We start from the raw sequence: 12,906 nt of genomic DNA on the forward strand, positions 1-12,906 counted from the left end.
AATGTCGGGAAATCGGGTTGAAAGTCAGTCCTGAAGCATCGCGTTGATCTTGCCGATAACTGGCAGCGCGGCGGCAAGGGCAGCGCGGTCGGCGTCGGAAAGCGAGGCGAGGATTCCGGCCATGGCGGTGTTCCGGCGGTGATCCCCGGAGTCGACGGCGGCGCGTCCCGCCGGGGTGAGCCGCACCCGGACCGCCCGGGAGTCGTCAGGGTCCGGCTCGCGGCGGGCCAGGCCGGCGCGTTCGAGCTTGATGATCTGTTCGGTCGCACTGGGCACCTTGACGCCGAGGTTCCGCGCAATTTCACCAACCCTGGCACCGGTGTTTTCAGCAGGAGCCGGGCCCTCCAGCAACATTTTGAGGGTGCTGAGCTGTGCGGCACTAAGCTCACCGCCGGAGTCCAGCCGGCGAACCAGGTAGACGCTGTGCCGCAGTGCCTCGCGAAAGTCCTGGGCGAGGCGGACCAAAGCGGATGTCGTCGGTTGGCTGTCTTCCATAATTAGGTAGCCTAACTGTTAGGCACCCTAACAGTCAACTTGTCCGCCGCACCTTGACCCTTCCGGGGGCCCGCCGGAGCCGTCGGATAAGGACCCACTGTGATAGCGCACCGCGGGTCACGGCCGGCGTGGGCTTAAACGCCACGACGCCGGAACTCGGCTGAGTTCCGGCGTCGGGAGTGCTGCGTGGAACGAATCCATCGCCTTAGCCGGCGGCTTTGGCCTCCGCAACCAGGGCCGAGACCGCCTGGAACAGCGGGTGCTCCGGGTTTAGTCCGGTGATTTTCGCCGTTGCCTCATCGGCGCCCAAAGACGCCAGGATCTGCCCCAGCTCCACGGCTTCGGCGTCGGCCGGGTCGTTAAAGCGCAGGGCTGCTGCGATGGCGCCGAGCAGTGCCTCCGGGACGATCCCGCGCTCGGCCAGCTCCGCCGCCGGACCGATGAAGCGCTCGTGCCGGCTGAGCTTGCGCAACGGCGCCCGGCCCACGCGGTTCACAGTGTCCGGCAGGTGCGGGTTGGAAAACCGGCCCAGGATCTTTTGGACGTAGCTCTCCTGCTCAACCCGGTTGAAGCCATGCTTGGCCACCAGGAGCTCTTTGGTTTCATCCAGGACGGCACGCACGTCGGCGGCGACGTCCTGATCGGCCATGGCCTCGGAAATCTTTTCCAGGCCGCCCTGGAAACCGAAGTATGCCGCCGCGGCGTGCCCGGTGTTCACGGTGAACAGTTTCCGCTCGATGTAGGGCTCCAGTTCATCCACGAAGGTCGCACCCGGAATTTCCGGCTCCTTGCCTGCAAACGGGGTCCGGTCAATAACCCATTCGTAGAACGTCTCGACAGTGACGTCCAGGCCCTGCCCCGCCTCCTGGTTGGGTACGATCCGGTCCACGGCAGTGTTCGCGAACACTGCCTTGTCATCGAGCTTGCCATCGAGCGAACCGGCGGCGCCGTCCCACCGGGCGGAGACCTCGGACTTCAAAATGTCGGTTGCGTTGATCGCGTTCTCGCACGCCATCACCTGCAGCGGAGCGAGGCCGGCTGCCCGAGCGGCGATCCCCTTGGCGATCACTGGAGCCACGAACTTGAGGATATGCGGCCCCACCGCCGTGGTGACCACGTCCGCCGTCGAGATTTCCGCGATGACCTCCGCCTCCTGGCGGGTGGAGTTCAGCGCGCGGAAATTCTCCACGGTGCGGACGGTGGGGTGTTCGCCTACCTCGTGGACCCGGTAGCTGTCGGCTGCCGCGAGGTCGGTGATGAGGTCCTCCGCAACGTCCGCGAACACCACCTCGTAACCCGCCTCGTGCAGCAGCAAGCCCACAAAGCCGCGCCCGATGTTTCCGGCTCCGAAATGAACAGCCTTCACTATGAATTAACCTTTCCGAACAGGTCCAGGATTTCCTCGACAGTGGTGGCAGCCTCAAGCTGTGCCACTTGGGCCTTGTTGGTAAAGACCTTGGCGATCGAGGACAGGATGTGCAGGTGCTCGTTGTTGATTCCGGCGACGCCGACGACGAACTTCACTTCCTTCCCGTTCCAGTCGATGCCCTCGGGGTAGCGGATCACGGAGACCGCCGACTTGATGATGTGGTCCTTGGCGGCGTTGGTACCGTGCGGTATGGCCAGGAAGCTGCCCATGTACGTCGAGACGGATTCCTCGCGCTCGTGCATGGCATCCAAGTAACCGGCGTCGACGGCGCCGCGGTCCAGCAGGAGCTTGCCGGCCTCGTCGATCGCCTGGTCCCGCGTAGTTGCGGTGCCGCTGAGCAGGACGCTCTCGGCCACCAGGATGCCGGCGGTGCCGCCGGCGGATCCGCCTTCCGGAGCCGTAGCGGCGTGCGCACCGCCCGTTGCCGGCGCCGCCTCCGCGGTCCCGGCGGTGTTGCTGTGCGAGACGAGTTCCACCACTTCGTCATACCGCGGGCTGCTCATAAAGTTGTCGACAGAGTAGTGCAGCGCTTTGCCCGTCAGCGGCCTGGCCCGTTCGGTGAGGTCCTGGTGGGTGATAACTACGTCGTAGCTGTCCGTGAGGTTGGCAATGGCGGAGTTGGTGACCTTGACGTCCGGGAAGCCGGCCGCCCTGATTTTGTTGCGCAGCACCGAAGCACCCATGGCGCTGGAGCCCATGCCGGCGTCGCAGGCGAACACAATGCTTTGGATTGGACCTGCCATCACCGCCACCCCGCCGCCGCCGATCAGCGCGGCGGAAACAGAGCTCTTTTTGCCCTTCATTTCTTCCATCCGCGACGTTGCTTCGGCCAGTTCGTCCTCGTCAGAGACTTTGCCCGTTTTGAGAATGACCGCTGCGACCAGGAAGGAGACGGCTGCTGCCAACAGGACCGAAAGGATCACGCCGAAGTAACTGTCCCGGCTGGTCTGGGCGAGGACGGCAATGATGGACCCCGGAGCCGCCGGCGCCACAAGACCGGCGTTGGTCACGGCAAGGGTGGCAATTCCCGTCATGCCGCCGGCGATCGCGGCAAGGATCAGCAGCGGACGCATCAGGACGTACGGGAAGTAGATTTCGTGGATGCCGCCGAAGAAGTGGATGATCGCAGCGCCCGGTGCTGACCCCTTGGCGAGGCCCCGGCCGAAGAACATGTAGGCCAGCAGGATGCCCAGGCCCGGGCCGGGATTGGCCTCGAGCAGGAACAGGATGGATTTGCCCTGCTCCAGGGACTGCTGGACGCCCAGCGGAGTGAGCACGCCGTGGTTGATGGCGTTGTTCAAAAAGAGCACCTTGGCCGGTTCGATAAAGATGCTGGTCAGCGGCAGGAGTCCGTTGTTGACGAGGAACTGCACAACGTTCCCGGCACCGGCGCTGAAGGCGGACACCAGCGGTGAAATGCCGTAGAAGCCCAGCAGGGCCAGCAGGGCGCCCCAGATGCCGGCGGCGAAGTTGTTCACCAGCATTTCAAAACCGGGGCGGATCTTGCCGTCCCAGAGGGCGTCGATCTTTTTTATGGTCCAGCCGCCAAGCGGGCCCATGATCATGGCGCCGATGAACATCGGGATACCGGCGCCGACAATTACCCCCATGGTGCCGATGGCGCCAACAACGCCGCCGCGGACGTCGTAGACCATCTTTCCGCCGGTGTATCCAATCAGCAGGGGCAGCAGATAGGTGATCATCGGGCCAACGAGGCCCACATTCGGGTCCCCGTCGGCGTTGGTGCCGAAGCCACCCAACGCCGGCACGGGAAGCCAGCCCTTCTCAATGAAGAGGGCCGTGATGATGCCCCACGCAATGAACGCACCGATATTGGGCATAATCATCCCGGACAGGAATGTCCCGAATTTCTGCACGTGCACGCGTGCGCTGGTGCGGGGTTTTGCAACTGTGTCTGTTGCCATGTGGTTTCCTAAACGTCACTCCTGCGACAGCGCAGGATGGGTGAATGTGGCGCGGATCAGCCTTTGGCGCTGGTGGAGATCCGGTGGAGCCATTCGAGGAAGAGCTTGAGTTCTGAGCTGGAGAGCTGCGCCGGATCCGAGGACTGGAGTGCCGCGTTCAGGGCGATCGCAGCCACCACCACGGAGGACTCCCCGGAGGAACCGGGCCCGGAGGCCTTGGCCTTGTCCGTGGACACGGCAAAGACCATGGCATCCCGCGTCATCGCGGACAGCTCAAGGTTTCGGTCGGCAGCACGCTCGGAGATCAGCATCAGCGTAACCCCCACGGTTGCGGCCAGAATGCTTCTGGCAGCCTCCCGCGGGGGAACGTTCAGGTGACCCATCACAGCGGCAGTGGTGAGCAGCTCCTCCATCAGCGCCTCGGCATCAGCGATGACCGCGGGGCGGCTTTCCGGGCGGATGTTGCCGAACATCACCAGGTAGAGCTCGGGGTTAGCGAGCCCAAAGTGCACATGGTTGTCCCACATGCGCCGGATATCCTCCATCGGCTGTCCGGACGGGGCGAAATCACGTTCGCCCGCAACATAGGCTCTGAAACCCTCCGTAATAACGGCGTCAAAGAGCCCTTCTTTGTCACCGAAGTGGTGATACAGCGTCGGTGCAGTCACGCGTGCAGCCTGCGTGATCTGGCGCGTCGAGATCGATCCGCCAGCCGACGTGGCGAGCAATTCGGCGGCCGCCTGCAGCAGCCGCGTCTTCGGCGGCAACTCGCCATTCACACTCATACGCGCTAGCCTAGCATCTATAGCAACGCTATATGAAGTGCATCACATACACTTTTCAAGAACGCAGATTTACGGCAGCAACAACAGCGCTAGGCAGCTGCTGCCCCGGCCCGCAGGTGTTCCGACGGGCACGGCTGCCGTCAGAGAATGAGGACCTTCAGTGCAGAACTTCCCAGGAGTAGGCGTCAGCCCCGGCCGCATCATCGGACCCGTTCGCCAAATGCCCAAACCAGTCAGCGAACCACCCGCAGGGGAGCAGCTCCCGGCCGGGGTCACGGCCGAGGAGGCGACAGCGGCCCTGAAGACTGCCGCCAGGGCCGTGCACGATGTGCTGAAGGCCCGCGCCGGGACCGTCAGCGGCGACGGTAAGGCAGTCCTGGAAGCAACAGCACTGATGGCGACGGACACCATGCTTCTGAAATCCGCCGCCAAGCTGATCGGCCGCGGCACCTCCGGCCAACGGGCCATCTGGGAAGCAGGCGCTTCCGTCTCGGAAATGCTGCATAACCTGGGCGGCTACATGGCCGAACGCGCCACTGACGTCCTGGACGTCCGCGCCCGCATCGTCGCCGAGCTGCGCGGCGTCCCCGCCCCGGGCATCCCAAACTCCCCCACCCCGTTTATCCTGATCGCCGAAGACCTCGCCCCGGCGGACACCGCGACCCTGGATCCGGATAAGATTCTGGCCCTGCTCACGGCCGGCGGCGGGCCGCAGTCCCACACGGCGATCATCGCCCGCTCGCTGGGCCTGCCCGCCATCGTTGCAGCCGCCGGCGTCGACCGGATTTCGGACGGCACCGAGGTCTACGTGGACGGCGCCGCCGGCCTGATCACCGTGGACCCGGACGACTCCCAGCGGGCCGCCGCCGAACACTGGGCGGCCACCGCGTCGCTGCTGGCGGACTTCGACGGAACGGGCGCGACGGCGGACGGCCACCTGGTGCCGCTGCTCGCCAACGTCGGCGGGGCCAAGGATGCCGTGGCCGCCGCGAAGCTCAATGCCCAGGGTGTGGGACTGTTCCGGACCGAATTTTGCTTCCTGGAACGCGACACCGAACCGACAGTTGACGAACAGGCCGCCGCGTACCAGGGCGTCTTTGCTGCTTTCCCCGGCAAGAAGGTTGTGCTCCGAACCCTCGACGCCGGCGCTGACAAGCCGCTGCCTTTCCTTACCGACGCCACCGAACCGAACCCTGCCCTCGGTGTCCGCGGCTACCGCACCGATTTCACCACACCGGGTGTACTGGAACGGCAGTTGCAGGCCATTGCCAGGGCCGAACAGGAATCCGAGGCGGACGTGTGGGTCATGGCGCCGATGATTTCCACCGCCGAGGAGGCCGCCCGCTTCGCCACCCTGTGCGCCGAGGCCGGAATCAAAACCCCCGGGGTCATGGTCGAGGTCCCGTCCGCGGCGCTCACCGCCGAGGCCATCCTTCGCGAGGTGGCCTTCGCGAGCCTGGGGACCAACGACCTCACGCAGTACGCGATGGCGGCCGACCGCCAGCTGGGGCCGCTCGCAGGGCTCAACACACCCTGGCAGCCTGCCGTGCTTCGACTGGTGGGCCTAACCGTTGAAGGTTCCGTCGCGGAGGGCCACCGCAAGCCGGTCGGCGTTTGCGGCGAGGCCGCAGCGGACCCTGCCCTCGCCGTCGTCCTGACCGGGCTTGGCGTCTCGACCTTGTCCATGACGGCCCGGTCCCTGGCAGCAGTGGCAGCGGTGCTGAAGACTGTCACCCTGGCCGAGGCACAGGAACTCGCCAAACTTGCCCTCTCCGCGCCGAGCGCCACCGAGGCCCGGGCCTGGGTCCGGGCGAAGCTGCCCGTCCTGGAAGAACTGGGGCTGTAGCGCCGCAGCAGGGCCAAGGCAATGCAAGGCCGGCCCGGGGCGCTAGGATGCAGTCCATGACACTGATTGCCCCCCGGGTGGCCGCCCCCCTTCTCGCTGAGGACGCGCAGAAACTCCGGTACGCCCTCAACGGCAGCGACGACATTACGGTCTTTGTTGACGGCACCGTGCACCGGCTGCCGGACCAGGCGCGGGACGCCGTTGTGGACTTACTGGCGCGCTTCAGCCGGGGCGAAGCCGTCACGGTGGGCAGCGTGGCGGAAATGCTGACAACCTCCCGGGCAGCCGAGCTGGCCGGAATCTCGCACACCTACCTGCGGAACCTGACGGACCGCGGCGAAATCCCGGTGGAGTACCGCGGCACGCACCGGCGGATCCGGCTCGCCGACATTATGGCCTGGTTGGACAAGCAGAAGAACAACAGTACCGCCGACGGCGTTGCGCACCACGGACGTGACGACGCCTCGGAAGGTTCGTGACGCGGTGATAAGGATCAAACAACGATCCCGCCACCGCGCGGAAACGCGGATAACACCGGGGTTACGCTTGGATTGTGGCTAAGTTCAGAGGGTGGCACATCGTGGCTGGCATTGCCGCCATGGTGCTTACCGGCATCCTCGGAAACGCAATGGGACTGAACTACACGGCCGATTTTATGGCCAGCTGCGTGGCGTTTGTCGCCGTTTCCATGTGGATGGACAGTCGGATCTCCCGCCGCAGGGGCAGGGCCGCACGGGCATCAGCTGCTGCCGCCGACGGTGGTCCCGGCCCCGAATCGGAGCATCCGGCCGAGGCCGAGCGGCCCGAACGCGAGGGCCGCGGCAGCTAGGACTCCGCCGGCTAGATCCTGGGGCGGCCGGCCCAGCGCCGGGCCTTGAGTGCCGAGTGCAGTTCGAGCCGCACCATCCCCTTGAGCGGGTCGACACCGAGCAGCTGCCGAATCCGGCCGAGCCGGTTATAGATGCTGCTCCGGTGCAGGTGGAGCTTGTCCGCGACGCCCTGGACTGAACCGTCATTGTCATAAAAGAGTTCCAGCACCGGCAGCAGCTCATGGTTCCGGTCATGGTCTTCCAGGAGCCGGAAGTAGACCGAGCCCGCGTCCGCCCACGCCCCCGCTCCTCCGCCGGCAGAGGCCAGCAGCTGGTAAATGCCGGTGGCCCGGCAGTCCACGAGCTCACCCAGTTGGGGATCCACCGACGCCGCCTGCGCGGCCTGCCGGGACTGGCGGTATGCGTCAGCGAGTTCGCGCGGCCGCGCGAAGCTCTCGGAAGTCCCCAGGATAATCCTGCGCACCGGCCGGCCCGCTCGTTTGGCCAGCTCCAACTGGTAGTGGACCAGCACCTGGGCGTGGTCTGCCCGGCCGGTTGATGCCCTGAACAACACAACGGCGTGGGTCTCGGTGCCGGCGCTGAACAGGGCCGAATCCACACCGATAGTGGCCTGCAGGGCAGCGGAGCGGTGAATCAGGGTGGCGGCGATCGGATCCGAGCCTTCCGCCCAGCCGTCAGCGTCAAGCACCGTCACGAGTTGCCAGGGGCCGCGGCCCTGTACTTCCTTCCAGCCCGCCACTGCCGCGACGGCGTTGGACTCGCCCCGGCAGGCGGCCAGGAACTCCTGTTCGCGTCGGCGGCGGAACTCGGATTCGGCGGTATTGGAGTCCAACAGCAGCGCCGAGAGCTCCTCCAGCTCACGGGCCACATCCGGCAGCTGGCCAAGAACCGAACCCGCGTTCGGCTCCGCCGAGTCCAGCTGGACCCAGAGGTAGCCAACCCGGAAGCCGCGCACCAGGAGGGGCACGCAGACACGGCCCAGCATGCCGAGCTCTTCGTTGGCCGCGACCACCACAGGGCGCACCGCCGTCGCGATCCCGTGCGATAGCTGCCAGGCGCTGACGTCCAGCGGGACGCGTTTGCTGAGCAGGAAGTTCACCCGGACCCGGTCAGCGTGGGACTGGTTGGAGCTGTAGGCAAGCAGCAGGCCGTCCAGATCCTCGAGTGAGAGGCCGCGGCCCAGTTTCAGTGCCACATGCTCCACTAGCTGTTCGACATCCTGCTGCTGCATCCTGCCAGACTACTGCCGGCACCTCGCCTCCGGAGAACCCGGGGACCACCCGTGCCAACGGACAGCAGGCGACACCTGACGCTTCGCCGATCGACAAATGTCCAGCCGCCAATTTGAAAAAACCCGGATTCCCGGGGGCAGCCGCCGCTGCTGCCCGACGGCTCCTGTCGCTTGCCTCACAGCGGGATTTATTCTGGAAGTACTACTTCCCCGCATTCACCCGGGCCCATAAGGCCCCCAGCACTGGAGCCCACAGATGATCATCGGTGTCCCGAAAGAAATCAAAAACAACGAATTCCGCGTCGCCATTACCGCTGCCGGCGTCCACGAGTTCCGCACCCACGGCCATTCTGTCCTGGTGGAACGCGGCGCAGGCCTGGGCTCGGGCATCACGGACGAGGAATACGCGATCGCCGGTGCCGAGATCGTCGCCGACGCCGATGACGTCTGGGCCCGCGCGGACATGGTCATGAAGGTCAAGGAACCGGTCAAGGCTGAATACCACCGTTTCCGCAAGGACCTGATCCTCTTCACCTACCTGCACCTCGCGGCCGAGCCCGAGCTGACCCAGGAACTCATCAACACCGGCGTCACCGCCATCGCCTATGAGACCGTCCAGGAGGGCCGCACGCTGCCGCTGCTCGCCCCGATGTCCGAGGTTGCCGGCCGCCTGTCCGTCCAGGTGGGCGCCACTTCACTGATGGCACCGGCCGGCGGCAAGGGTGTGCTGCTCGGCGGCGTTCCGGGCGTCCGCCCGGCCAAGGTTGTTGTCCTGGGCGCCGGTGTTGCCGGCACCAATGCCGCCGCGATGGCCCTGGGCCTCGGCGCCGACGTCACCATCCTGGATATCAACATCAACCGCTTGCGTGAACTGGACGCCCAGTACCAGGGCCGCCTGAAGACCGTGGCCTCCAACGCCTACGAGATTGAGAAGTCCGTCGTCGACGCCGACCTCGTGATCGGCTCGGTGCTGATCCCGGGCGCCAAGGCCCCCAAGCTGGTCACGAACGAGCTCGTCTCCCGGATGAAGCCCGGTTCCGTGCTGGTCGACATCGCGGTGGACCAGGGCGGCTGCTTCGAGGACACTCACCCCACCACGCACCAGGAGCCGACGTACAAGGTGCACAACACCATCTTCTACTGCGTCGCCAACATGCCCGGCGCCGTCCCGAACACGTCCACGTACGCGCTGACAAATGTCACCCTGCGCTACGCCGTCTCGCTTGCCAACCTGGGCGTCAAGGCCGCGTTTGAGCGGGACGGCGCCCTTGCCGCCGGCCTGAACATCGCCGGCGGCAAGGTGGCGCACCGTTCGGTCTCCGAGGCGCACAACCTGCCCCTCGTCACCGACTGGCACCAGCTGGTCTCCGCGTAGCACCAGCTTCCGGACAACGGCAGCCATCCTTCCCGTGGATGGCTGCCGTTGTTCGTTTAATCCGCCAGCGCCCGGGCCTGCTCGATCAGTCGCAGCACCTCAACCGGCCCCGCCGGATCCACGGGGAGCGGCAGCACGGAGGCGGCCCCGCCGTCGTTGATCTTCGCCGCCAGGATCCGGTAGAACTCCGGGTAGGCGCCACGCTTGGTGGGCAGCCGATCCACGTGGCCGTCCCGCCCGAACAGCCCGGCCCAGTCCCGGTCCTCAACGCCGTAGTCCGGGTCCAGGGGGCTGCCGCCGGCCACAATAAACGGCTCCTGCGGGTCCACTCCGTGTTTGGTGAAGCCGCCGCAGCTGCCCAGGACCCGGAAACGTGGCCCCTGCTGGGCGCAGAGCATATTCATCCACAGGTGGCTCGTCACCCCGGATTCGTGCTGCAGGGCGAGGAACACATCATCGTCTGTCTTCTCCGCTGGCCGCCGCGCCGCCAGTTCGGCGTGGGTGACCTCGGCGGGACCGAACAACTGCACGGCCTGGTCCAGCAGGTGCGTGCCCAGATCGAACAGCACCCCTCCGCCCTCGTCCGCCGTCGCGGCCGCTTTCCAGGCTTTCGACACAAGCGGGGACCAGCGTTCGAAGCGGGATTCGAACCGCGTCACGGCTCCGAGGGCAGCACTGTCCAGCAGGCCGCGGACGGTCAGGTAGTCGCCGTCCCAGCGCCGGTTTTGAAAAACGGTGAGCACCCGTCCCAGTCGCGCGGCCAGCTGGATAAGCTCCCGCCCGTCGGCGCTGCGCACCGTAAACGGTTTGTCCACGACGACGTCGAGCCCGGCCTCCAGTGCGGCCCTCGCGAGCGGATAATGGGTGGCCGGCGGGGTGCCCAGGACCAGCAGATCCAGTTCGCCGGCCAGCCCGAGGATGTCCGCCGGGGTGTCGACAATCCGGGCGCCGGGGTACCGGGTGGCGGCAGCGGACTGCCTGCCGGCGTCGGAGGTGGCGATCACAGCGACGGAGAAGGCCGGGTCTGCCGCGAGCAGCGGTGCGTGGAAGATACTGCCGGAGAGGCCGAAGCCGGCAACGGCGGTGCGGATAGGACCTGTCGAGTCGGTGGACATGGCTCCACGTTACCTTTGCCCACTCACCCGACGCTCCCTCAGATTTCGCAGAAATTCAGGCGACGCTCCCTCTAAAGGTGAGGGAGCGTCGCCCAAAAAGCTGCTAAAGGTGAGGGAGCGTCTGCAGGGGAGGTGGGGTTACTTCTTTTCCCAGCCGAGGGTGGTCCAGTCCGGAACCTGGGACAGGCTCTTGAACAGGGACGGGCCGTAGTTGGCCAGGCCGGAGCGCACGAAGGAGATCTGCGGCCCGTTCATCACAACACCCATGGAGAAGTATTTCTCCATGTGCTTCTTTTCAACCTCCATGGCCGCCTTGTTGCGCTCGGCGTTGTCTTCAATGGAGGAGAGCTTCTTGATCTCGGCGTCCAGTTCAGCGTCGCCGAGTTCATTTTCGTTCGTTTTGGAATCGTAGAACTGCTTGACGGCGTCGGTCGTATCCGCGCCGACGGTGTAGCCGGAGACGCTCATATAGAAGTCGCGGCTGCCCAGGACCTTGCCGAAGTCGGCCGAAGCGCGCTGGTCGATGCCGACATCCATGCCGCCGTCCTTAAGCTGCTTCTGCAGGGTCTGTGCGAAGGCCAAGGTGGTGGGGTCATCACCGAAGTTGCTGATCTTGAAGGCGGCGGGGACGCCGTCCTTTTCCATCACACCCGCTGCGTTGGCAGTGTAGCCGGCGTCGGTCAGGACCTTCTTGGCGGCGTCAGGGCCGGTTTCCTTGACGGGGTAGTTGTCCTGGTAGTACTTGGAGAACGGCAGCAGCATCATCGATCCTGAGCTTTCCTCTTCCCAGTTCAGGCCATTAAAGCGGACCTTACGGAGGGCTTCGCGGTCAACGGCGGTGAAGATCGCCTTGCGGATCGCGACGTCGGTCATCGGCGCCTTCTGCGCGTTCAGGTTCAAGCCGCCGGCGAAGAGGCGCTGGCCGCGGCGGACCTCGGAGTCCTTGGTACCGTCGAGCTGCTTGTACGGGGTGACGGTATTTGCGGAGACACCGTCGATTTCGCCGTTCTTGAAGGCGGCAATCTGGGCGCTGGTCTCAAGCTGGCGGAAGACGACTTTGTCCAGGACCGGCTTGGTGCCCCACCACTTGTCGTTCTGGGCGAGCGTGACCGTCTTGGCGGCGCTGTCGTACTGGTCCAGCTTGAACGGCCCGGCCATCCATTCCGGGTGCATCTCCCCGGTGAAGCCCTCGTTGAAGAGTGCCGGGGTGTTCACAGCCGGGTGGACAAAACCGGTGAAGAGCGCATCCAGCGGGTACACCGGCTGGGTGGTGGTAACAACGACTTCCTTGGGGCTGGAACCGGCCTTGACGGAGTCCACGAACTCGTAGGCGCCGGAGCTGACGACGTCGATGTCCTTGTTTTCGCCCTTGAGCATGTTCCAGGTGTTCTCGAAGGTCTTTACGTCGATGGGGGTGCCGTCGTTGTAGCTGGCCTTTTCGTTGACCTTGATGGTGATGGTCTGCTTGCCGTCCTTGACCTCACTCTTGACGTCTTCGCAGAAGTTCTTGTTCGGCGTGGCGGTGCCGTCGAAGTCAAAGTTCCAGCAACCCCACGTGCCGGCCTCGTCGATCGGGCGGTGCAGGGCGGTGTTGTCCGCGCTGTTGCCGTTGTTGGAGAAGCCGTTGAAGTCCGGGCCGATGTTGCCCAGCGGCAGGGTGACCGTGCCACCCGGCTGCAGGTCCTTGGCATCCTTGGCATTGATGCTGACCAATTTGGCCAGGTCACTTCCCGATTCCTGGCCTTTGGCTGCGTCCGGGCCCTTGGCGGCACCGCCCCCGCCGCAAGCGGTCAGCGCAAGCGCTGCGACGACGGCGGTAATGCCGCCGATCTTGGTCAGATTCTTCATGTGTTCCCCTTCATTCATTTGGTGCGA

Annotated in this window: 11 protein-coding genes; 4 read left to right on the top strand and 7 right to left on the bottom strand. The window is 65.4% G+C overall.

What is annotated here, in order from left to right; translation table 11 throughout:
* Positions 1-24: 24 nt before the first annotated feature.
* The 4 genes from QK287_RS10290 to QK287_RS10305 form a co-directional block, all read right to left on the bottom strand.
* On the bottom strand, positions 25-495 hold the full coding sequence (locus QK287_RS10290; protein ID WP_226775821.1) for a MarR family transcriptional regulator: 471 nt from the start codon (positions 493-495) through the stop codon (positions 25-27).
* Positions 496-700: 205 nt separating this feature from the next.
* A complete protein-coding gene (locus QK287_RS10295) occupies positions 701-1,861 on the bottom strand; it encodes a mannitol-1-phosphate 5-dehydrogenase (RefSeq protein ID WP_282359994.1) in 1,161 nt (386 codons plus the stop codon).
* On the bottom strand, positions 1,861-3,849 hold the full coding sequence (locus QK287_RS10300) for a PTS mannitol transporter subunit IICBA (RefSeq protein ID WP_282359995.1): 1,989 nt from the start codon (positions 3,847-3,849) through the stop codon (positions 1,861-1,863). Before QK287_RS10300 ends, QK287_RS10295 begins: the two co-directional genes overlap by 1 nt.
* 56 nt (positions 3,850-3,905) lie before the next feature.
* Positions 3,906-4,634 carry a TetR/AcrR family transcriptional regulator gene (locus QK287_RS10305; RefSeq protein WP_226775824.1) on the bottom strand — a complete coding sequence of 243 codons (729 nt, stop codon included), beginning with the start codon at positions 4,632-4,634 and terminating at the stop codon, positions 3,906-3,908.
* A gap of 160 nt (positions 4,635-4,794) precedes the next feature.
* Between QK287_RS10305 and ptsP the strand changes: the two genes are divergently transcribed.
* The 3 genes from ptsP (at position 4,795) to QK287_RS10320 (ending at position 7,309) form a co-directional block, all read left to right on the top strand.
* Positions 4,795-6,480 (top strand): phosphoenolpyruvate--protein phosphotransferase, encoded by a 1,686-nt coding sequence (gene ptsP, locus QK287_RS10310; protein WP_282359996.1) that lies wholly within the window; start codon positions 4,795-4,797, stop codon positions 6,478-6,480.
* 56 nt (positions 6,481-6,536) lie between these two features.
* Positions 6,537-6,959: a helix-turn-helix domain-containing protein gene (locus tag QK287_RS10315; protein ID WP_226775666.1), complete on the top strand. Its 423-nt coding sequence runs from the start codon at positions 6,537-6,539 to the stop codon at positions 6,957-6,959.
* Positions 6,960-7,033: 74 nt separating this feature from the next.
* Entirely contained in the window at positions 7,034-7,309 is a 276-nt protein-coding gene (locus tag QK287_RS10320) for a hypothetical protein (RefSeq protein ID WP_226775665.1), read from the top strand.
* Positions 7,310-7,320: 11 nt separating this feature from the next.
* Here QK287_RS10320 and QK287_RS10325 read toward each other — a convergent pair whose 3' ends face one another.
* The gene (locus QK287_RS10325; RefSeq protein WP_282359997.1) at positions 7,321-8,541 is read right to left on the bottom strand and encodes a helix-turn-helix domain-containing protein; all 1,221 of its coding nucleotides are present in this window, start codon (positions 8,539-8,541) and stop codon (positions 7,321-7,323) included.
* Between the two features lie 256 nt (positions 8,542-8,797).
* Between QK287_RS10325 and ald the strand changes: the two genes are divergently transcribed.
* The gene (gene ald / locus QK287_RS10330; protein ID WP_226775663.1) at positions 8,798-9,916 is read left to right on the top strand and encodes an alanine dehydrogenase; all 1,119 of its coding nucleotides are present in this window, start codon (positions 8,798-8,800) and stop codon (positions 9,914-9,916) included.
* Between the two features lie 56 nt (positions 9,917-9,972).
* Here ald and QK287_RS10335 read toward each other — a convergent pair whose 3' ends face one another.
* Both QK287_RS10335 and QK287_RS10340 read right to left on the bottom strand, forming a co-directional pair.
* Entirely contained in the window at positions 9,973-11,031 is a 1,059-nt protein-coding gene (locus QK287_RS10335; protein WP_282359998.1) for a Gfo/Idh/MocA family oxidoreductase, read from the bottom strand.
* A 138-nt stretch (positions 11,032-11,169) separates the two neighbouring features.
* Entirely contained in the window at positions 11,170-12,879 is a 1,710-nt protein-coding gene (locus QK287_RS10340) for an ABC transporter family substrate-binding protein (RefSeq protein ID WP_282359999.1), read from the bottom strand.
* Positions 12,880-12,906 lie beyond the last annotated feature (27 nt).

This window comes from Arthrobacter sp. AL05, assembly GCF_029960715.1.
GTDB lineage: Bacteria > Actinomycetota > Actinomycetes > Actinomycetales > Micrococcaceae > Arthrobacter.